This is a genomic window from Pseudomonas sp., assembly GCF_050739775.1.
In the GTDB taxonomy this organism is placed as follows: Bacteria; Pseudomonadota; Gammaproteobacteria; order Pseudomonadales; family Pseudomonadaceae; genus Aquipseudomonas.
This window is the reverse complement of record NZ_JBOICA010000014.1, coordinates 31,469-51,656: the sequence shown is the minus strand read 5'-3', so window position 1 is coordinate 51,656 and position 20,188 is coordinate 31,469. Positions and strand designations below refer to the sequence as shown.

Sequence of the window (20,188 nt, the reverse complement as noted above, 5' to 3'; positions counted from 1 at the left end):
GGCTTTTACCTGATCACTCTTCGCTGGTGTGCACTTTACGGTGCAGGATGGCCTGGAACTCGTCGGCGAACGTGTAGTAACGACCGATCAAGACTTCACTGCGGGCAGCGAAACGGTTGTAGGCAATAACCGCTGGAATGGCGGCGAACAGGCCGATCGCGGTGGCGATCAGGGCTTCGGCGATACCCGGGGCCACGGTGGCCAGGGTCGCTTGCTGCGCCGAGGCCAGGCCGCGGAAGGAGTTCATGATGCCCCAGACGGTACCGAACAGGCCGATATACGGGCTGGTCGAACCGACGGTGGCGAGGAATGGCAGACTCTGTTCGAGCTTTTCTTCCTCACGGGAGATGGCCACGCGCATGGCCCGGCCAACGCCTTCCATCACCGCATCAGGGTCAACGCCTGGCTGCTGGCGCAGACGGGAAAATTCCTTGAAGCCGGCGCGGAAGACCTGCTCTACACCCGAATCCGGGTCCGGGTTGCTGCCTGCCTGACGGTACAGCTTGGACAGGTCGATACCCGACCAGAAGCGCTCTTCGAAGCTTTCCAGGGCTCGACGACCGGCGCGCAGCATAGTGCTACGCTGGAAAATCATGATCCATGACATTACCGATGCGGCAACCAGAATCAGCATGACCAGCTGCACCACGATGCTGGCATTGCTGACCAGGCTCCACATGGAGGTATGGTCGACGACGTTAGCTTCCACGCTTAATCTCCTGCATTTGAATGAGTACCCGGATCGCCCGCCTCGGCAAAGGCCGCTCGCAGCGCTGGGGGAATGGCCCGGGGTTTGAAAGTATCGGCGCGCACACAGGCCACCAGGAACTGCCCCTCGCAGAGCAGCGTTGCATCTTTTTCGCGCCAGACCTGCTGTACGAAACGCAGGCTGGCCCGATTCAACTCAAGCACTTGCGCGGTCACCCGCAACTCGTCGTCCAACCGTGCCGGCGCGTGATAGCGCGCCTCGCTGGAGTGGACCACGAACAGCAGGTTGTCCTGCGCCAGTGCCGACTGGGCAAAGCCCAGTGCGCGTAACCGCTCGGTGCGGGCACGCTCCATGAATTTCAGATAGTTGACGTAATACACCACGCCGCCCGCATCAGTGTCTTCGTAGTAGACCCGACAACGGTGTGCGAACGACTCAAGCCCATTTTGCGCGCGCATACTCTAGTGCTTACTCCTCAGCTTGCCAATCCGCCCCGGCAACTGTTTTTCATCATTTATGTCGTATTGCCAGCGTGGTCCTTCCATGACTGGCGATAGGACCACGAAAACAGCAGATAAATCTGTCATTCATCGGTCTGGGTGGAAAAACCTTCGCCACTGACCGACTCGCCGAGGCGACCGGGGATGTTCAGACCGAAATGCAGATAGGCGTGCCGGGTCACCACCCTGCCCCGCGGCGTGCGCATGATGTAGCCCTGTTGGATCAGGTAGGGCTCGAGCACGTCCTCAATGGTGTGGCGTTCCTCACTGATGGCCGCTGCCAGGCTATCGACGCCCACCGGGCCACCGTCGAACTTCTCGATCATGGTCAGCAGCAAACGGCGGTCCTGGTGATCGAAACCGCGTTCGTCAACATCCAGCAGGTTCAACGCCATGTCGGCAATCGGCTTGGTGATATGGCCCTTGCCACGCACTTCGGCAAAATCTCGCACCCGGCGCAGCAGGCGGTTGGCAATCCGCGGCGTGCCACGGGCACGACGGGCGATCTCGAAGGCGCCTTCGTCTTCGATCGGCAAACCGAGAATGCCACCGGAGCGGCTGACGATGGTCGCCAGGTCGTCGGTATTGTAGAACTCCAGGCGCTGGACGATACCGAAACGGTCACGCAACGGGTTGGTCAGCATGCCGGCCCGGGTGGTGGCGCCGACCAGGGTGAACGGTGGCAGGTCGAGCTTGATCGAGCGCGCCGCCGGCCCCTCACCGATCATGATGTCAAGCTGGAAGTCTTCCATGGCCGGGTACAGCACTTCTTCGACGATGGGTGACAGGCGGTGGATTTCATCGATGAACAGCACATCGTGGGGCTCGAGGTTGGTCAGCAACGCTGCCAGGTCGCCCGGACGCTCAAGGATAGGCCCCGAGGTGCTCTTGATCGACACGCCCATTTCCTGCGCAATGATGTTGGCCAGGGTGGTTTTGCCCAGCCCCGGCGGGCCGAAGATCAAGGTGTGGTCCAAGGACTCGCTGCGCCCGCGGGCCGCCTGAATGAACAGGGCCATCTGCTCGCGCACCACCGGCTGACCGATGTACTCGGCCAGGCGCAGCGGGCGGATCGCCCGGTCCTGAACCTCTTCTCGGTCGCGCCCGCTGGCGGCTATCAGTCGATCGGCTTCAATCACTTAGATCATTCCCTTCAGGCTGCGACGGATCAGCTCTTCGCTACTCAGGCCCTTGGCGTCGACGGCGGCCACGGCCTTGCTGGCTTCCTGGGGCTTGTAACCCAGGGAAATCAGGGCACTGACGGCATCGGCTTCGGCACTGGAGACAGTGGCCAACGGCAGAGGCCCGTTGGCCACCAGGGTGAACATGGCTGGGGAGGTTTCCCAGGCCTTGAAACGGTCCTTGAGTTCGACCATCAGGCGCTCGGCGGTCTTCTTGCCGACACCCGGCACCTTGACCAGCGCCGAGGCGTCCTGGGCCTGGACACAGCGTACCAGTTCATCGACATCCAGGCCCGACATCAAGGCCAGGGCCAGTTTGGGACCGACGCCGTTGAGCCTGATCAATTCACGGAACAGCTCGCGCTCGCGCTTCTCATGGAAGCCATACAGCAGATGAGCGTCCTCGCGCACCACCAGGTGGGTGTGCAAGGTTACTGCCTCACCGACCTTGGGCAGGCGGTACAGGGTGGTCATCGGCACTTCGAGCTCATAGCCCAGGCCATTGACATCAACAATCAGGTGCGGCGGCTGCTTTTCAGCCAGTGTGCCGCGCAAACGTCCAATCACGTTGCGATCCTTCCTCATGGGCGCCGGCAAACAACCGGTCAACCCTAACAGCAAATGCAATGGCCGATGGCATTGCCCGGTCAAAAATTGTTTCAGCGCATGATGCTATCAGAGCCGCAAACGTCCGCTACGACTGCGAGCGGTGCTCAGACCGTGAGGCAACAGGCTGGAGCGGGTATGAGCATGACACAGGGCAATGGCCAGGGCATCGGAGGCATCGATCTGTGGCTTCTGGGTCAACTTGAGCAGGTGCATGACCATCATCTGCACTTGCTCCTTGTTGGCCCCGCCAGTACCGGCAACGGCTTGCTTGACCTGGGTTGCGCTGTATTCGGCGATCTCCAGCCCTTCTTCAATGGCCGCGACGATGGCCACGCCACGGGCCTGGCCCAACTTCAGCGCGGAGTCGGCGTTACGGGCCATGAACACGCGCTCGATACCCATGGTCACCGGGCCGTACTGGCTGATGATCTCGCGTACGCCGCGAAACACGATCTGCAAGCGCTCGGGCAACTCGCCGCTGCCGGTTCGAATGCATCCTGAAGCCACATACTCGCAGCCTCGCGCGCCCTGACGCACCACACCGTATCCAGTGATGCGCGATCCGGGGTCGATGCCAAGAATCAGAGTCATAACGCCTGCGTATTCATTGACGCGAGTCGCGTCGTTGCAAAGACAGAAGCCGGACCCGCTCGCAGTCGCAACACGACTGCAGGCGGATCCGGCTTCCAACCAGCCAGGGCTGTACTTTAGCCGAGGCTTTCCATGACTTCGTCGGGAATCTCGGCATTGGAGTAGACGTTCTGCACGTCGTCCAGGTCCTCGAGCATGTCGATCAGCTTGAGCACCTTTTGCGCACCCTCCAGATCCAGTTCGGCACTGGTGGTCGGTTGCATGACGATTTCCGCGTCCGCGGCCTTGAAGCCCGCCTCTTCCAGCGCGTTGCGCACGGCATAGAAGCTGGCAAAGGAGGTGAACACATCGAAGGAGCCGTCTTCGTTGCTGACCACGTCGTCGGCATCGGCCTCCATCGCCGCTTCCATCAACGCATCTTCATCAACGCCCGCGGCAAAACTGATCTGCCCCTTGCGCTCGAACAGGTAAGCCACAGAGCCGTCGGTCCCGAGGTTGCCGCCGCATTTGCTGAAGGCATGACGTACGGCAGCCGCAGTGCGGTTGCGATTGTCGGTCATGGCCTCGACCATGATCGCCACGCCACCCGGACCGTAGCCCTCGTAGCTGAGCTCTTCGACGTTGTCGGCCTCGGTCGCGCCAGCACCGCGGGCAACTGCCCTGTCGATGATGTCGCGGCTCATGTTGGCACCCAACGCCTTGTCCAGAGCCAGGCGCAGACGCGGGTTGGAGCCCGGATCGCCACCGCCCTGCTTGGCGGCGACGGTCAGCTCACGGATCCACTTGGTGAAGATCTTGCCCCGCTTGGCGTCTTGACGCTCTTTGCGGTGCTTGATGTTTGCCCATTTGGAATGACCAGCCATAACGACTCCGAATCCTTTGAAACAATGCCACGCCCCTGCCCGGCGCAAACCGGGCAGGAACCATAAATTCCGTACTGCTCAACGCAAAGGCGCATCCATTTGGATGCGCCCGGGTCCGCTTACTCAGCCTTGGGCTGTTCGCGCAGACGGATATGCAACTCACGCAGGGCCTTGGCATCGACCAGGCCAGGGGCCTGGGTCATGACGCAGGCGGCGCTCTGGGTTTTCGGGAAGGCAATGACTTCACGAATCGACTGCGCGCCGGTCATCAGCATTACCAGACGGTCCAGACCAAAGGCCAGACCACCGTGCGGCGGCGCACCGAATTTCAGGGCGTCAAGCAGGAAGCCGAACTTCTCTTCCTGTTCTGCCGCTTCGATACCCAGCAGACGGAAGACTGCCTGTTGCATTTCCTTGCGGTGGATACGGATCGAACCGCCACCCAGTTCGGTACCGTTGAGGACCATGTCGTAGGCGCGCGACAGCGCGGTGGCCGGGTTGGCCGCCAGCTCTTCAGGGGAGCACTTGGGCGCGGTGAACGGGTGGTGCAGCGCAGTGAAGCTGCCGTCGTCGTTTTCTTCGAACATCGGGAAGTCGACAACCCACATTGGTGCCCACTCGCAGGTGTGCAGGTTGAAGTCGTTACCGACCTTGATCCGCAGGGCACCCAGCGCCTCGCTGACGATCTTGGCCTTGTCGGCGCCGAAGAACACGATGTCGCCGTCGACCGCACCGACGCGATCGAGGATCACGTTGAGGTTGGCCTCAGGGATATTCTTGACGATTGGCGACTGCAGGCCGTCGACGCCCTTGGCGCGTTCGTTGACCTTGATGTACGCCAAGCCCTTGGCACCATAGATGCCGACGAACTTGGTGTACTCGTCGATGCGGCTACGGGGCATGCTGGCAGCGCCAGGCACACGCAGGGCGGCAACGCGGCACTTCGGATCGTTGGCCGGGCCACTGAAGACCTTGAACTCGACGTCCTTGAGCTGATCGGCGACGTCAACCAGTTCCAGCGGGTTACGCAGGTCCGGCTTGTCGGAACCGTAGCGGCGCATGGCTTCTTCGAAGGTCATGTGCGGGAAATCACCGAACTCCAGGTCCAGGACTTCCTTGAACAGCTTGCGGATCATGTTCTCGGTCAGGCCCATGATCTCGGATTCATTGAGGAAGCTGGTCTCAATGTCGATCTGGGTGAATTCCGGCTGACGGTCGGCGCGCAGGTCTTCGTCGCGGAAGCACTTGGCAATCTGGTAGTAACGGTCGAAACCGGCAACCATCAGCAATTGCTTGAACAGCTGTGGCGATTGCGGCAGGGCGAAGAAGCTGCCAGCGTGGGTACGGCTCGGCACCAGGTAGTCACGCGCCCCCTCAGGGGTGGCACGAGTGAGGATCGGCGTTTCAACGTCGAGGAAGCCGTTTTCGTCGAGGTAGCGACGGATACTGGAAGTGATCCGCGAGCGCAGGCGCAGCTTCTCGGCCATTTCCGGACGACGCAGGTCGATGAAGCGATAGCGCAGGCGGGTTTCTTCACCGACGTCGGAGTACTCGTTGAGCGGGAACGGCGGGGTTTCAGCTTCGTTCAGTACGGTCAGCTCGTAACCCAGCACTTCGATGGCGCCGGAGGCCATGTTGGCGTTCACAGCGCCAGCTGGACGCGGACGTACCTTGCCGGTGATCTGCACCACATATTCGCTGCGCACGCGATCCGCGGCGGCGAAGCTGTCTGCGCGATCCGGGTCGAAAACGACCTGAGCCATGCCTTCGCGGTCACGGATATCGAGGAAAATCACCCCGCCGTGGTCGCGGCGACGATGGACCCATCCGCAAAGGGTAATTTCCTGACCTTCCAGGCTCTCGTTCAGTTGGCCGCAATAATGGCTGCGCATCATGATGGTGGTTTCGCTTCTCGTCATTCGTGTGTTCAGTGGAGGCCTTGGCGCCCCAAAAGGCTAATAGTGCAAGACCCTGCCGGTGCAATTCAACTCAGTCGGTTTTGTCGCCGCCTGCAAGGTTCTTTTTCGCACCGGTCTTGAAGTCGGTTTCGTACCAGCCTGTACCGCCCAGGCGGAATCCCGGGGCAGAAATCAGCTTCTTCAGCTCGGGCTTCTGACATGCCGGGCAATCGCTCAGCGGCGCGGCACTGATCTTCTGGAGGACTTCCATCTGGTGATCACAGGAAGCACATTGATAGTCGTACAGGGGCATAGGCGTGTCTCGTTAACCACAGCGCAGGCTGGTTCAGGCAGTAAAGCGCGGGATTATATATGGTTAAGGTGTGCTGTGCAGCCCGGCAACCGACTAGCGTGTCACCTGTGTGCCGAGCAGAGGCGCTGACGGTGCACTGGTTTACCTCGGCAATCCGCTCGAGGATGCGCCAGTAGATTTGCTCCAGACGCAGACAAGTGGCAAACCCGTTCAAGCGCACCGAGCGGGACAACGGCTGGGCCAAGCCCATATTGAAGTTCGCCTGGATCGACTCCCTCCTTGCCCGTCCCGCCCGCCACACGTCCTCCGCGATTCATCCATGCAGACATAAAAACACCACAGGATTTAACTAACAGGGAAATAACCCTGAGTAATTTTTCACTCAGAGACATACCCTAATAAAGCGCTGCAGTGCTGTTTGCTTCCAGCAGACCGGCTGGCTCTGGTTGTAGGGTTGCTCGGCAAGAGGCAAGGAATAGCATCACGATAGAACACATTCCCTATTAATGATAAATGCCCGAGTCAGCGATGAGCCCGAGCATTTATGCTAAACCGCTAATTACGCGACCGGACTATTTACCTTCCAGCAGTGAGCGCAACATCCAGGCGGTTTTTTCATGCACTTGCATACGCTGGGTGAGCAGGTCTGCGGTTGGCTCGTCGCTGACTTTATCGAGCAGCGGGAAGATGCTGCGAGCCGTACGGGTCACCGCCTCCTGCCCTTCCACCAGCTGCTTGATCATTTCCTCTGCAGCCGGCACACCCTCTTCTTCCTTGATCGAAGACAAGCGCGCATAAATCGAATAAGCACCCGGCGCCGGGAAACCCAGGGCACGAATGCGCTCGGCAATGGAGTCCACCGCCAGGGCCAGTTCGTTATATTGCTCTTCGAACATCAAGTGCAATGTACGAAAGGCCGGACCGGTAACGTTCCAGTGGAAATTATGGGTCTTCAGATAAAGTACATAAGTATCCGACAACAACCGCGACAATCCATCAACAATGGACTTGCGATCTTCTTCGCTGATACCGATATCAATAGCCATGCGACGCCCCTTTCCATGATGTTTGATGATCAAGCAGGTACACCCCACTGTATCAAGACTTGCCACCGGCTGCAGCCTCGCGCCTGCGACACAGCGCTGCAGGCACCGGGGGCTCGGGCCCGGAGCAAGCGACACACGGCTTGCCGATGATTTGAGAAGCCCCGGGCTTTGCTGTTAAATAGGCGGCGTGCCGTCCCTGACGATTGTCAGTGCAGGGGCGCATAGGCTGACCTTTTCTCACGTTTTTGCGCTTCTCAAGCCAATGTGCGCCGTGATGTCAGCTCTTCCTGTGATATGCCTTATCAATGTGAGCCAACCAACATGTTCAAGATCGTCCACCTGCTGACGGGCGCTGCAGCTTTGCTGCTGTCCTTCATACCTAGTCTAAGAACCGACGCTGTCCCCCTGCTGCAACAACCGGAGGCCGTTTACCTGGCACTCTTCGGCCTGCTCAACCTGCTCCTCGCCCCTGTGGTGCCCCAGCACTACAAAGGCGCACGACTGCACCTTCAGCGCCTGGCCAGTGCCCTGCTGGTGCTGGCCGTGGTGCTGCAGACCCTGACCCTGCTGGCCCGCCCGGAGCTGGGCAACCTGCCGGCATTGGCGAGCACCCTGCTGGCCGTCGCGCTGCACTTGGTCGCCGGCTTCCTCAGAACCGGCAGCGCGCGCAGCCAGCACACCCAGTACGACATGAGCAACCGCGATACCGGTACGGTCAAGTGGTTCAACACCTCCAAAGGCTTCGGCTTCATCTCCCGTGATTCAGGTGATGACATCTTCGTGCACTTTCGCGCCATTCGCGGTGAAGGCCACCGCGTCCTGGTCGAGGGCCAACGCGTGGAGTTCTCGGTGATGAACCGCGACAAAGGCCTGCAGGCCGAAGACGTGATCGCCGCCCCACGGCGCTGATCCTGCGGCAACAAAAAAACCGCGGCGCCTGGGCGACCGCGGTTTTTTTCATACCGGAACACGACGCGAATCAATAATGAGGCGGCGGCGCCTCGTCCTCGCCACTCTGGTACTGGCCGACCATTTCCTCGTAACGCTTGAGCAATGCCGCCATTTGCAGCTGCAGACGCTCAACCACCCGCTGCTGCTCGACCAGCACATCATTGAGGGCCTGTACTGTATCGTCCTGAAAGGCCAGGCGGCTTTCCAGCTCGGTTACCCGCGCTTCAAGTGTCATCTCTCACACCTCGGCGAATGTGATGTCGTCATTATTACTGAGCACCGTCTTCAGACGCTCGCGAACCTGCACAACCTGTTCGGTTTCATAAGCCACAGCAGGTTTGCTGCCCCAGACCGGTGCCGGCCAGGCAGGGTCGGAACGGCGGCGCACAATGACATGCATATGCAGCTGACTGACCACATTGCCCAGCGTCGCGACATTCATTTTGTCGGCGGCAAAACTGTCTTTCAGGGTTTCAGCCAGAAAGGTGGTTTCTTTCCAGAGTTGCGCCTGATCACTGTCACTCAGTTGGAACAACTCACTGATATCGGCACGACGCGGCACCAAAATAAACCAGGGATAGTTGGCATCCTTGCTCAGTAACAGCCGACAAAGAGGAAAGTCCCCCAGCACATAGGTGTCTTCCTGAAGACGTGGATCAAGACCAAACACAGGGGAATCTCCTACAACTGTTTAATACTTTGCCCGCGCACAGCTAACCCCGTGCCACAGACCGGATGCGCTAGGATACCCCTGATCACGCGCCGGAGCATTGCCAGACAGTCGCCAACAGGAAGAAATGCACCACTTTGGCCATTTCTCGCCCCTTTTTTCCCGACAAATCAACAGGTAACAGCCTGACGCATCCCGAAACGCTACTTTTCGCACCAAAATGAGGCTCACTTTGAGCGTCGGGCGCCTAAAATATCCGAAAACTACTCAGTGCCCCGTTTTTACGGTAACGCTTTGACTGAAAAGACAACTTTCTCTCTTATTCCAGAACAACCCACACACGCGAACCAATGGATCTTAACCCCCCGTATTTACGGCGTTTTGAGCCCTCCGCCGGCGCGAACGTGAAAATTTTGTGAACTAACCCGGCGTTTGAGCACGCTTGTTGCATTCTGATCCGCCACAGTCGGCACGACACCTGCATTGATGCGGTGGAGCGCGACAAATAACAACAGTTGCATGGGTAAACCAGGGAGTTCTGGGGTCAGGGGGCTAGATTGTTTTTACCTATCCTTAAGCCGTCCGGGACAGCGCTGGAGTTGTACGGCCCGTAAAATCGGGGCGTGATTTGCGACAGGGACATAACCGTTAGCGACATGACCGTAAAGTTACCGAAAGGTTCTTCCCCCCCATATCGCCAACAACAGTCTGCGTGATATACATTTCCGCCGACAAAAAAAGAAAGAGCCGCGCCGCATAAAAAAACCAACCGGCGACGGCAGTACTCTTCCTAAAAACCAAAGGAGCAAATCACGATGCGCGTGATGAAGTGGAGCATTATCGCCCTGGCTGTTGCAGCGGGCACCTCGCAGATGGCAGTGGCCTCGTCTCAAAGTGAATCCAAGGGCTTTGTCGAAGATAGCCAACTGAACGTCAAAACCCGCATGCTGTATTTCAGCCGCGACTTCCGCAACAACCCGCACGACGAACAGAGCCGCCGCGAAGAAACCGGCCTGGGCTTCCTCGGTACCTACGAATCCGGCTTTACCCAAGGCACCGTCGGTTTCGGTGTCGACGCCATCGGCATGCTTGGCCTGAAACTGGACAGCGGTAAAAACGTTGCCGGTACCGGCCAGTTCCCTACCGGCTCCGACGGTCGCTCCGAAGACTCGTTCTCCGAAGGTGGCGGCGCAGTCAAACTGCGTATTTCCGACACCGTAGCGAAATACGGTACCCAGTTCACTGCGCTGCCTGTCCTGGCCACCGACGACAGCCGCCTGTTGCCGGAAACCGTTGAAGGTTTCTTGGTGACCAGCAAGGAAATCAAAGGCCTGGAACTGAATGCCGGTCACTTCACCGCGCTGAATGCCCAATCGCAGTCCTATCACGACAGTATCGGTGGTCTTAACGACGACCGCGTGAAGAACCCTGGTCTGACCCAGGCCGATGTTTTCGGTGGCACCTATGCCTTCACTGACACCCTGAGCACCAGCCTCTACTACTCCAAGGTCGAAGACTACTGGCGCAAGTACTACGCCAACGTCAACTGGGCACTGCCGATCAATGACGAACAAGGCCTGGTGTTCGACTTCAACATTTATGACACCAAGAGCGACGGCGAAGGCAAAGTCCGCACCTTTGACGGTGTAACCAAACTGGACAACCGTGCGTTCAGCCTGTCGGCTGCCTACAACATCGGCGCCCACACCTTCACCCTTGCTCACCAGCGTGTTAGCGGTGACGGCGACTACGCCTACGGCATCGACGGTGGCGGCACTATCTTCCTGGCCAACTCCATTGCCCGTTCCGACTTCAACGCCGAAGACGAGAAATCCTGGCAGGCTCGCTATGACCTGAACATGGCCAGCTACGGCGTGCCAGGCCTGAGCTTCATGACCCGTTATGCCAAAGGTACCGACGCCAACGTCGAAGGCACCAACAACGGCAAGGAATGGGAACGCGACATCGAGGCCAAGTACGTGCTGCAAGAAGGCGCGGCCAAAGACCTGAGCTTCCGCATCCGTCAAGCCACCTACCGCTCCGGGGATGGCGTTTACTACGGTTCGCCATCGATCGACGAACTGCGTCTGATCGTCGAGTACCCGCTGAGCATCCTGTAAGCCCCGAGCTTTCAGTATTCCCAGTACGAAAGAGCCCGGCACTGCCGGGCTTTTTCTTGTCTCGATTCGGGCTGACAACGCCTTCGTGCTGCGGCATCCTGTACGCCACCGAATCGCCCCCGTACAATGCGGGGTCATTTAAAGTCTTAAGCAACCGACAACGGCCTACCATGCGCACCAGTCAATATTTGCTCGCTACCCAGAAAGAAACCCCGTCCGACGCGGTCGTCATCAGCCACCAGCTCATGCTGCGTGCCGGCATGATCCGCAAGCTCGCATCCGGCCTTTATACCTGGCTGCCGATGGGCCTTCGGGTAATGCGCAAGGTTGAAACCGTGGTCCGCGAGGAAATGAACGCTGCTGGCGCCCTGGAAGTGCTGATGCCGAGCATCCAGCCTGCAGAGCTGTGGCAGGAATCTGGCCGTTGGGAGCAGTACGGCCCTGAGCTGCTGCGCCTGAAAGACCGGCACGGTCGTGATTTCTGCGTGGGCCCGACCCACGAAGAAGTGATCACCGACCTCGCCCGCAACGAGCTCAACAGCTATAAACAGCTGCCGTTGAACATGTACCAGATCCAGACCAAGTTCCGTGACGAGATCCGTCCGCGTTTTGGACTGATGCGTGGCCGCGAGTTCATCATGAAGGACGCTTACTCCTTCCATGCCGACCAGGCTTCCCTGCAGGAAACCTACGACCGCATGCACCTGGCCTACAGCAACATCTTTACCCGCCTGGGCCTGGACTTCCGTCCTGTGCAAGCCGACACCGGCTCGATCGGCGGTAGCTACTCCCACGAATTCCATGTACTGGCCGAGTCCGGTGAAGACGATGTGATCTTCAGCGACAGCTCCGACTACGCCGCCAACATCGAGAAAGCCGAGGCCATTCCACGGGAAACCGTGCGTCCTGCGCCTGGCGAAGAACTGCGCCTGGTCGATACCCCGGACGCCAAGACCATCGCCCAACTGGTGGAAAACTACGGCCTGGCGATCGAAAAGACCGTCAAGACCCTGATCGTCCACGGCGCCGAAGAAGGCAAGCTGATTGCCCTGATCGTGCGTGGCGACCACGAGCTGAACGAAATCAAGGCCGCCAACCTGCCAGAAGTCGCCAGCCCACTGGTCATGGCCACAGACGAAGAGCTACGTGACGCCATCGGCGCCGGCGCAGGCTCCCTCGGCCCGCTGAACCTGCCACTGCCATGCATCATCGACCGCTCGGTGGCACTGATGAGCGACTTCGGCATCGGCGCCAACATCGATGACAAGCATTACTTCGGCGTCAACTGGGAACGCGACCTGCCCGTTCCGCAAGTCGCTGACCTGCGTAATGTCGTCGAAGGCGACCCAAGCCCCGATGGCCAGGGCACCCTGGTGATCAAGCGCGGCATCGAGGTCGGACACATCTTCCAGCTGGGCACCAAGTACAGTGAAGCGCTCAAGTGCCAGGTACTGGGCGAAAACGGCAAGCCAGTGACCCTGAGCATGGGCTGCTACGGTATCGGTGTGTCCCGCGTGGTGGCTGCGGCCATCGAGCAGAACTACGACGACAACGGCATCATCTGGAGCGACACCCTGGCCCCGTTCCAGATCGCTCTGGTACCGCTGCGCTACGAAACCGAACAGGTCCGCGAAGCCACCGACAAGCTCTACGCCGAGCTGACCGCTGCCGGTTTCGAGGTACTGCTGGACGACCGCGACAAGAAAACCAGCCCGGGGATCAAGTTCGCCGACATGGAACTGATCGGCATTCCGCACCGGATCGTGGTCAGCGACCGCGGCCTGGCCGACGGCAACCTGGAATACAAGCACCGCACCGAACGTGACGCGCAACCGCTGCCAGTGGCCGAGGTGCTGTCGTTCCTGCAAGCCCGCATCCGCCGCTAAGCCAACGCAAGAGTAATCATGTTCAAGCGAAGTACCTTTACCCTGGGGGGCGCCGCACTGTGCGGTGCCCTGTTGCTCAGCGGTTGCGCCAACCAGATGTCCCAGCGCAGCGAGCATGAGGAACGCATCGAGCGCAAGCTGCTCGAACACAGCCTGCAGATCGATGTCGGGGACCCCAAGGTGATCGAACTGCCTCAGCGGCGTGTACGCATTCACGAACAGAAGAACTTCGAAGTCACCGAATTCGAAGTCACCCGTCGTTATGATCGCTACACGCCCTACCAACCCTGGCGGGAAATCTACGAGATTCCCCTGGGCGCGGTGGCGGTGGTTGCCGGCGTCGGTGCCAACGTGGTCAATATCTTCGCCCTGGGCAACCTGCCCGATAGCGTCACGCGCGACTGGTTCAGCTATGGTGTCGACGGACTCAACCCGTTGATGAATGCCCAGTCCAATGGCCGCGCCCAGCAGAACCTTGCCGGGATCACCGAGGTACAGAAGGACAAACGCCAGGAGTACACCAGCCTGCCATGGAGTGATCGTCCAGTTGAGGTCAAAGCTGGCAAGATCAGCCATATGCTGACTACCGATCGCAACGGGGTGCTGCTCCTGAACCTGCTCAACAGCCCGTTCTCCGAACAGAACCTGACCCACATCGGCACCCTGCACCTGCAGGTCGCCGATGAGGACAACAACGTCCGTGGCGATGCCAGCCTGTTGATCAGCAGCACCTTGCGCAACAAGCTGGTGGAAGCCCACGACCTGATCTTCGACGATCTGGAAGACGATGAAGTCAGTCAGTGGGTGCACCGGGTCAAGCGCCTGTCCGAACTGGGTCTGGAAGAAGAAGCCAGCGAGCTGGAACAGAGCCTGATCGAACTCACCCGCAACGATCCCGAGCTGCAGCAGGAATTTCTCCAGTCACTGACCAAGGATGCCGGCCGCCTGGTCGCCGACCCTGGCGTGCATTGATGCCCCTGCTCTGAAAAAACGCCAGCTTGCTGGCGTTTTTTCATTCAATCACGGCTAAACAACTCCAACTGCTCATGCCCACCGCGTAAATCCTGCAAGCGCACACCAATACCCAATAGCCTCACAGGCTTGCCACCCCGGGCGAACGCCTGGCTGAGCAGTTGCTGGTAACTGCCCAGGTCGCGCCCGGCGCCGGCCTGCTCCAGGGTGGTCTGGGTGAAATCGTGGAACTTCACTTTGACGAAGGGTTTGCCCGGACGGTAGCTGTCGTCGATACGCGCCATGCGCCCGGCCAGGGTTTCCATGAGTTCCGGCAGCTTCTCTAGGCAACAGGCAAGATCAGGCAGATCCGTGTCGTAGGTGTTTTCAACACTGACTGACTGGCGGCGACTGTCATTGTGCACCACTCGATCATCGATGCCCCGCGCCAACCCCCACAGCCGCTCACCAAAACTGCCGAACTCGCGGGCCAGGGCCAGGCGACTCCAGTCACGCAGATCCAGGCAACTGATGATGCCCAGGCGCCCGAGTTTGTCCGCAGTCACCTTACCCACACCGTGCAACTTGCTGACCGGCAGCGCAGCAACAAATGCTTCGACTTCATCAGGGGTAATCACAAACAAGCCATTGGGTTTGCGCCAATCACTGGCAATCTTGGCCAGGAACTTGTTCGGTGCCACCCCGGCCGACACGGTGATATGCAGTTGTTGGGCAACCCGGCGGCGAATATCGGCGGCAATCCGCGTCGCACTGCCGGCAAACCAGGAACTGTCTGAAACATCCAGGTAGGCTTCATCCAGGGACAGCGGCTCGATCAGATCGGTGTAATCGCGAAAGATCGTGTGTATTTCCCTGGATGCTTCTTTATAGGCATCCATGCGTGGCTTTACGATCAACAGATCGGGACACAGGTTAAGGGCGTGCCGGGAGGACATTGCCGAACGTACGCCATAGGCCCGTGCCTCATAGTTACAGGTCGCGATCACACCACGGCGCTCAGCCGAACCACCGACCGCCAGCGGCCGCCCGGCCAGGCGTGGGTCGTCACGCATTTCAATAGCGGCATAAAAGCAATCGCAATCGATGTGGATGATCTTGCGCAGGGACATCAGCAACCGTAGCCACAGGTAAACAATGGTGTAGGCAGTATCTCACCCCACTGTGCCCATGCACCACAGACACTGGATAAATATACACACTAAAAACCTTCATCCCCCACCAGAGCTGCCTTGTAGCCCCCAATCAAAGCGCTAAGCATTTGAAGAAAAAAGGTTTTCTTAAAATGAGTGCTTGACACCCCAGCGCATAACTGTAGAATTCATCTCACAGGCGCGGGATGGAGCAGCCTGGTAGCTCGTCGGGCTCATAACCCGAAGGTCGTCGGTTCAAATCCGGCTCCCGCAACCAGATTAAGAAAAGGCCACTCTTCGGAGTGGCCTTTTTCTTTGCGCTGAAGAAAGTGCTCAGACATAAATTTATTGTAAATCAACAATTAAGCGTTGACAGCTTAGCCAAAGGCTGTAGAATCCGCCAAATCAGACGCGGGATGGAGCAGTCTGGTAGCTCGTCGGGCTCATAACCCGAAGGTCGTCGGTTCAAATCCGGCTCCCGCAACCAAACAACAGAAAAGGCCACTTTGCAAAAAGTGGCCTTTTTTGCATCTGCGATTCAGCTTCCCCCCTTTCAAGCCCACGCGGCAATATAAATTTTCTTTAACTATCCTCTTGGCAGGCAGCGGCCCAATCATAGTCGCCACTACTTTCCATAGGGATCGGTACCTTGGCTGGATTCTCTCCTCCTGGCGTGCACCCTCCACGAGGTGCTTGATGCGCAGCCAGACATCCGAAACAGAAGCGCCCTTCACCTCCGCCCTGCCCAACGCCGCCCAGCATTTGCGCTGGCTTGAGCGCTTGAGCCGCTATCGACAGCCCATCGGCCTGGCCGTGACCCTGCTGTTGTTCAGCATCGCCCTGATCGCCTGCCGTCACCTGCTCAGCGAACTGGACATCTATGCCCTGCATGATTCGCTGCTCAGCGTCCCCCCCGCCTCCCTGGCCGGAGCCTTCCTGACAACTGTCGTCGGCTTCATCATCCTGCTGGGTTACGAGTGGTCAGCCAGCCGTTATGCCGGCGTTCGGTTGCCACCACAGACCTTGGTCATGGGTGGATTCAGCGCTTTCGCCATTGGTAACGCCATCGGCCTGTCGCTGCTCTCCGGTGGATCAGTGCGTTACCGACTGTATGCCCGCCAGGGTATTGGTGCTGCTGAAGTCGCGCGCATGACACTGTTCGCCAGCCTCTCGCTGGGTTGTGCGCTGCCGCCGCTGGCGGCCCTGGCAACCCTGAGCAACCTGCCAGCGGCGGCAACAGCCCTGCATTTTCCTCAAGCACTGCTGACAAGCATTGCACTGGCGGTTCTGGCCCTGAGCGCTCTGCTGGCTTACGGCCTGTACCGTCGACGCCTGCAGCAGCAGCCGCAAGCAGACAACCTGCTGGTGCAGATCGGCCGACGCACCCTGCGCCTGCCGGGCGCACGCCTGACCTTCCTGCAATTGTTGATCACCGCCCTCGACGTCGCCGCTGCGGCGACCGTGCTGTACCTGCTGCTGCCTGAAGCGCCGCCCTTCGCTGCATTCCTGCTGGTGTACCTGCTGGCCCTGGCTGCGGGCGTGCTAAGCCATGTACCCGGGGGCGTCGGGGTATTCGAGGCCATCCTGCTGGCCGCTTTCGCCGATCAGCTCGGCGCTGCCCCCCTGGCCGCCGCCCTGCTGCTTTATCGCCTGATTTACGTGGTACTGCCATTGCTGCTGGCCTGCGCCTTGTTGCTGGCCAGCGAGGCGCGGCGTTTTCTGGTAGCCCGGCAGGCCATCAAGGTGGCATCGGGACTGGCTACCCCGGTGCTGGCAGTGCTGGTGTTCCTCTCCGGTGTGGTGCTGCTGTTTTCCGGTGCTACCCCGGAGATCGACGAACGCCTCGAACATCTGGGCTTTCTCATACCCCATCGACTGATCGACGCATCGCATTTCGGCGCCAGCCTGATTGGCGTGCTTTGCCTGCTGCTGGCGCAGGGCCTGCGTCGACGCTTGTCCGCCGCCTGGATGCTGACCACCATCCTGCTGCTGGCCGGTGCCCTGCTCTCGCTGCTTAAAGGCTTCGACTGGGAAGAAGCCACTATCCTGACGTTCACTGCCTGCCTGCTGGCGCTGTTCCGTCGCGCCTTCTACCGCCCCAGCCGCTTGCTGGAGCTGCCCTTCTCGCCTGTTTACCTGGCAGCCAGTGCCTGTGTACTCGGTGCGTCGATCTGGCTGCTGCTGTTCGCCTATCAAGATGTACCCTACAGCCATCAACTGTGGTGGCAATTCACCTTGGACGCCGACGCCCCACGTGGCCTGCGCTCAGCCCTGGGCAGCGCGGTATTGCTGGTGGCGGTCGCTCTGACCTGGTTGCTGCGTACCGCACGCCCGGTGATTGACCTGCCAAACACTGAAGAGCTGCAACACGCTAAGCGCATTCTGCAGGCCTCGGACCAACCTGACGGCGGCCTGGTGCTGACCGGCGACAAGGCGCTGTTGTTCCATCCCGATGACGACGCTTTCCTCATGTACGCCCGCCGTGGTCGCAGCCTGGTCGCCCTGTACGATCCGATCGGCCCGGCGCACAAGCGCGCCGAGATGATCTGGCAGTTCCGCGACCTGTGTGACGTGCACCACGCCCGCCCCGTGTTCTATCAGGTGCGTGCCGAGAACCTGCCGTTCTACATGGACATCGGCTTGACCGCGATCAAGCTGGGCGAAGAGGCGCGGGTCGACCTCAAGCGCTTTGACCTGGATACCAAGGGCAAGGAGATGAAAGACCTGCGCTACACCTGGAACCGCGGTGGCCGCGATGGTTTGAGCCTGGAAGTGCATGAGCCGGGGCAAGCCCCGTTTGAGGAACTCAAGGTCATCTCCGACGCCTGGCTGAGCGGCAAGAACGTGCGTGAGAAAGGCTTTTCCCTTGGCCGATTCAACCCCGAGTACCTGCAACATTTCCGCATTGCCCTGATCCGCTTCGAGGGGCGCCCGGTAGCCTTTGCCAACTTGCTCGAAACCCACAGCCGCGAATTGGCCAGCCTCGACCTGATGCGCGCCCATCCACAAGCCCCGAAGCTGACCATGGAGTTCATGATGATCGGCCTGATCCAGCACTATAAGAGCCAGGCTTACGCCCGCTTCAGCTTGGGCATGGTGCCACTCTCAGGCCTGCAACCCCGCCGTGGCGCGCCCCTGACCCAACGCCTGGGTTCGATAGTGTTCCAGCGTGGCGAGCAGCTCTACAATTTCCAGGGCCTGCGTCGTTTCAAGGACAAGTTCCAACCTGATTGGGAACCTCGCTACATGGCTGTGCCTGCCGGACTCGATCCGCTGGTGGCACTGGCTGACACCGCCGCCCTGATCGCAGGCGGCCTAACCGGATTGGTGAAACGCTGATGATCCGACGCTACTGGCTGTACCTCCTGGCAACACTGGCCCTGGGCTTGCTGGCCGCTGCCCTGGGCTTCTGGCTATGGACCCGCCCAGCGCCTGAGCCACGCCTGGAACACCTGAGCCTGGGCGATGGCAGCAGCCTGAGCCGGGTTACCCCTGGTACCCACACTAAAGCCTTGGTGGCCATTGCCGTGCCCCAGGACCAGGCCCTGACTGACAAGCAACTGTTAAACCTGAGCCAGAGCGGTGAAGCGCAGCTGGTTCAGGTAATCCTGCCGCCAGCCGATTGCACCTTGCAACAAGCCGCCTTGAAACAAGCGCTGCAACAACTGCAAGGCCCTGCGACCCTGGTTGCGGGTATCGGCCCGGGTGCCGCTCAAGCCTGGGATTGGCTGGCCAGCCAGAACGACGATAAGGCCCAGGCTATCTCGGTAGATTTCAGCGTCGAACGCCCCGGCTGCACCACACCGCTGCCCAAGTCAGCTGCCCACGGCCACTGGAGCGTGGCCTGGAACGACAACCCGGACGACGCCAGCGCAGCCTTCGTGCGCGATCAGCCCAACGCCGAAACCAGCATCAGCGATTACGACATCCACCTGCCGCAAGTGCTCAAGGCACAACTGATCCAGGCCCTGGTGGGCAAAGAAGGCAACGCCTTGAGCATCCCGGTGGTGGAAGTCCCGGCTGGCCAGACCACCGACACCGTGACCCTGTTCCTCTCCGGCGACGGCGGCTGGCGCGACCTGGACCGCGACGTGGCCGGTGAGATGGCCAAACTTGGCTACCCGGTGGTCGGCATCGACACCCTGCGTTACTACTGGCAGCACAAAACCCCAGAACAAAGCGCCGTCGACCTGTCGGAACTGATGCAGCACTACCGGCAGAAATGGGGCACCAAGCGTTTCGTGCTGACCGGCTACTCCTTTGGCGCAGACGTCTTGCCTGCCATCTACAACCGCCTTCCCACTGAAGACCAGAAACGTATCGACGCGGTAATCCTGCTGGCCTTCGCCCGCAGTGGCAGCTTCGAGATCGAAGTCGAAGGCTGGCTGGGCAATGCCGGCAAAGAAGCGCCTACCGGGCCGGAAATGGCCAAGCTGCCGGCAGCCAAAGTGGTCTGCATCTATGGCGAGGAAGAAGCCGGTGAAAGTGGCTGCACGGACCACACGGCGGTTGGCGAGCGCCTGAAACTGCCGGGTGGACATCATTTCGACGAGAACTACCCGGCGCTGGCCAAGCGCTTGATCGGTGATATCGAGAATCGCCAAGGCAAAACCAGCGTCGCCAAACAAAATTGACCTGTGCAAGCAACTATCTGTCTGTGGGTAGTTCGCACCTCTGCTGGCCAAGTAGCATCACGCTCGCTAGGATTACGCACTTTTCGATCAGAGGCCCTTATCCCTCCCAATCAGT

The 20,188-nt window shown here is 59.8% G+C and carries 17 protein-coding genes, 2 tRNA genes and 2 pseudogenes; 8 read left to right on the top strand and 13 right to left on the bottom strand.

Annotated features, from left to right (window positions below):
- Nucleotides 1-13 precede the first annotated feature (13 nt).
- The 10 genes and pseudogenes from tolQ to ACRESH_RS09450 form a co-directional block, all read right to left on the bottom strand.
- Nucleotides 14-709, bottom strand: coding sequence for a protein TolQ (gene tolQ / locus ACRESH_RS09495; protein ID WP_431741746.1), 696 nt, complete (start codon nucleotides 707-709; stop codon nucleotides 14-16).
- 2 nt (nucleotides 710-711) lie between these two features.
- Nucleotides 712-1,167, bottom strand: a complete 456-nt coding sequence (gene ybgC / locus ACRESH_RS09490; protein WP_431741745.1) for a tol-pal system-associated acyl-CoA thioesterase — start codon at nucleotides 1,165-1,167, stop codon at nucleotides 712-714.
- A 125-nt stretch (nucleotides 1,168-1,292) separates the two neighbouring features.
- Nucleotides 1,293-2,348: a Holliday junction branch migration DNA helicase RuvB gene (gene ruvB, locus ACRESH_RS09485; RefSeq protein ID WP_431741744.1), complete on the bottom strand. Its 1,056-nt coding sequence runs from the start codon at nucleotides 2,346-2,348 to the stop codon at nucleotides 1,293-1,295.
- Nucleotides 2,349-2,957, bottom strand: a complete 609-nt coding sequence (gene ruvA, locus ACRESH_RS09480) for a Holliday junction branch migration protein RuvA (RefSeq protein ID WP_431741743.1) — start codon at nucleotides 2,955-2,957, stop codon at nucleotides 2,349-2,351.
- 108 nt (nucleotides 2,958-3,065) lie between these two features.
- On the bottom strand, nucleotides 3,066-3,590 hold the full coding sequence (ruvC, locus tag ACRESH_RS09475; RefSeq protein WP_431741742.1) for a crossover junction endodeoxyribonuclease RuvC: 525 nt from the start codon (nucleotides 3,588-3,590) through the stop codon (nucleotides 3,066-3,068).
- 116 nt (nucleotides 3,591-3,706) lie between these two features.
- Nucleotides 3,707-4,453: a YebC/PmpR family DNA-binding transcriptional regulator gene (locus ACRESH_RS09470; protein ID WP_431741741.1), complete on the bottom strand. Its 747-nt coding sequence runs from the start codon at nucleotides 4,451-4,453 to the stop codon at nucleotides 3,707-3,709.
- Between the two features lie 119 nt (nucleotides 4,454-4,572).
- A complete protein-coding gene (aspS, locus tag ACRESH_RS09465) occupies nucleotides 4,573-6,348 on the bottom strand; it encodes an aspartate--tRNA ligase (RefSeq protein ID WP_431741796.1) in 1,776 nt (591 codons plus the stop codon).
- Nucleotides 6,349-6,442: 94 nt separating this feature from the next.
- Nucleotides 6,443-6,664, bottom strand: coding sequence for an FmdB family zinc ribbon protein (locus ACRESH_RS09460; RefSeq protein ID WP_431741740.1), 222 nt, complete (start codon nucleotides 6,662-6,664; stop codon nucleotides 6,443-6,445).
- Nucleotides 6,665-6,773: 109 nt separating this feature from the next.
- A pseudogene (locus ACRESH_RS09455) lies at nucleotides 6,774-6,977 on the bottom strand (ribbon-helix-helix domain-containing protein); the annotation flags it as partial.
- Nucleotides 6,978-7,236: 259 nt separating this feature from the next.
- On the bottom strand, nucleotides 7,237-7,710 hold the full coding sequence (locus tag ACRESH_RS09450) for a Dps family protein (RefSeq protein ID WP_038996657.1): 474 nt from the start codon (nucleotides 7,708-7,710) through the stop codon (nucleotides 7,237-7,239).
- A gap of 321 nt (nucleotides 7,711-8,031) precedes the next feature.
- Between ACRESH_RS09450 and ACRESH_RS09445 the strand changes: the two genes are divergently transcribed.
- Entirely contained in the window at nucleotides 8,032-8,619 is a 588-nt protein-coding gene (locus tag ACRESH_RS09445) for a cold shock domain-containing protein membrane protein (protein WP_431741739.1), read from the top strand.
- 70 nt (nucleotides 8,620-8,689) lie between these two features.
- Here ACRESH_RS09445 and ACRESH_RS09440 read toward each other — a convergent pair whose 3' ends face one another.
- On the bottom strand, nucleotides 8,690-8,896 hold the full coding sequence (locus ACRESH_RS09440) for a SlyX family protein (RefSeq protein WP_431741738.1): 207 nt from the start codon (nucleotides 8,894-8,896) through the stop codon (nucleotides 8,690-8,692).
- A 3-nt stretch (nucleotides 8,897-8,899) separates the two neighbouring features.
- Nucleotides 8,900-9,331, bottom strand: a complete 432-nt coding sequence (locus ACRESH_RS09435) for an HIT family protein (RefSeq protein ID WP_431741737.1) — start codon at nucleotides 9,329-9,331, stop codon at nucleotides 8,900-8,902.
- Nucleotides 9,332-10,146: 815 nt separating this feature from the next.
- Here ACRESH_RS09435 and ACRESH_RS09430 point away from each other — a divergent pair.
- The 3 genes from ACRESH_RS09430 (at nucleotide 10,147) to ACRESH_RS09420 (ending at nucleotide 14,309) form a co-directional block, all read left to right on the top strand.
- Nucleotides 10,147-11,451: an OprD family porin gene (locus ACRESH_RS09430; RefSeq protein ID WP_431741736.1), complete on the top strand. Its 1,305-nt coding sequence runs from the start codon at nucleotides 10,147-10,149 to the stop codon at nucleotides 11,449-11,451.
- A 170-nt stretch (nucleotides 11,452-11,621) separates the two neighbouring features.
- The gene (locus ACRESH_RS09425) at nucleotides 11,622-13,337 is read left to right on the top strand and encodes a proline--tRNA ligase (RefSeq protein WP_431741735.1); all 1,716 of its coding nucleotides are present in this window, start codon (nucleotides 11,622-11,624) and stop codon (nucleotides 13,335-13,337) included.
- A gap of 18 nt (nucleotides 13,338-13,355) precedes the next feature.
- On the top strand, nucleotides 13,356-14,309 hold the full coding sequence (locus tag ACRESH_RS09420; protein ID WP_431741734.1) for a hypothetical protein: 954 nt from the start codon (nucleotides 13,356-13,358) through the stop codon (nucleotides 14,307-14,309).
- Between the two features lie 44 nt (nucleotides 14,310-14,353).
- Here the strand turns inward: ACRESH_RS09420 and dinB are convergent, their stop codons facing one another.
- Complete coding sequence (dinB, locus tag ACRESH_RS09415) at nucleotides 14,354-15,412, bottom strand: DNA polymerase IV (protein ID WP_431741795.1); 1,059 nt, start codon at nucleotides 15,410-15,412, stop codon at nucleotides 14,354-14,356.
- Nucleotides 15,413-15,639: 227 nt separating this feature from the next.
- On the opposite strand from dinB, the gene ACRESH_RS09410 reads away from it, so the two are divergent.
- From ACRESH_RS09410 to ACRESH_RS09395, 4 genes and pseudogenes are all read left to right on the top strand, one after another.
- Nucleotides 15,640-15,716 (top strand) — tRNA-Met (locus tag ACRESH_RS09410).
- 133 nt (nucleotides 15,717-15,849) lie between these two features.
- Nucleotides 15,850-15,926: transfer RNA gene (locus ACRESH_RS09405), tRNA-Met, on the top strand.
- Nucleotides 15,927-16,222: 296 nt separating this feature from the next.
- Nucleotides 16,223-18,778: pseudogene (gene mprF, locus ACRESH_RS09400) on the top strand (bifunctional lysylphosphatidylglycerol flippase/synthetase MprF); the annotation flags it as partial.
- The gene (locus ACRESH_RS09395) at nucleotides 18,778-20,073 is read left to right on the top strand and encodes a virulence factor family protein (protein ID WP_431741733.1); all 1,296 of its coding nucleotides are present in this window, start codon (nucleotides 18,778-18,780) and stop codon (nucleotides 20,071-20,073) included. The pseudogene mprF and the gene ACRESH_RS09395, both read left to right, overlap by 1 nt.
- Nucleotides 20,074-20,188 lie beyond the last annotated feature (115 nt).

What these genes read in the sequence shown, in the direction of transcription:
- ACRESH_RS09420 (WP_431741734.1), top strand. Translation starts at nt 13,356, where the DNA reads ATGTTCAAGCGAAGTACCTTTACCCTGGGGGGCGCCGCACTGTGCGGT.
- ybgC (WP_431741745.1), bottom strand. Translation starts at nt 1,167, where the DNA reads ATGCGCGCGCAAAATGGGCTTGAGTCGTTCGCACACCGTTGTCGGGTC.
- ACRESH_RS09430 (WP_431741736.1), top strand. Translation starts at nt 10,147, where the DNA reads ATGCGCGTGATGAAGTGGAGCATTATCGCCCTGGCTGTTGCAGCGGGC.
- ACRESH_RS09445 (WP_431741739.1), top strand. Translation starts at nt 8,032, where the DNA reads ATGTTCAAGATCGTCCACCTGCTGACGGGCGCTGCAGCTTTGCTGCTG.
- ACRESH_RS09395 (WP_431741733.1), top strand. Translation starts at nt 18,778, where the DNA reads ATGATCCGACGCTACTGGCTGTACCTCCTGGCAACACTGGCCCTGGGC.
- ACRESH_RS09440 (WP_431741738.1), bottom strand. Translation starts at nt 8,896, where the DNA reads ATGACACTTGAAGCGCGGGTAACCGAGCTGGAAAGCCGCCTGGCCTTT.
- ruvC (WP_431741742.1), bottom strand. Translation starts at nt 3,590, where the DNA reads ATGACTCTGATTCTTGGCATCGACCCCGGATCGCGCATCACTGGATAC.
- ACRESH_RS09450 (WP_038996657.1), bottom strand. Translation starts at nt 7,710, where the DNA reads ATGGCTATTGATATCGGTATCAGCGAAGAAGATCGCAAGTCCATTGTT.
- aspS (WP_431741796.1), bottom strand. Translation starts at nt 6,348, where the DNA reads ATGATGCGCAGCCATTATTGCGGCCAACTGAACGAGAGCCTGGAAGGT.
- ACRESH_RS09460 (WP_431741740.1), bottom strand. Translation starts at nt 6,664, where the DNA reads ATGCCCCTGTACGACTATCAATGTGCTTCCTGTGATCACCAGATGGAA.
- ACRESH_RS09470 (WP_431741741.1), bottom strand. Translation starts at nt 4,453, where the DNA reads ATGGCTGGTCATTCCAAATGGGCAAACATCAAGCACCGCAAAGAGCGT.
- ACRESH_RS09425 (WP_431741735.1), top strand. Translation starts at nt 11,622, where the DNA reads ATGCGCACCAGTCAATATTTGCTCGCTACCCAGAAAGAAACCCCGTCC.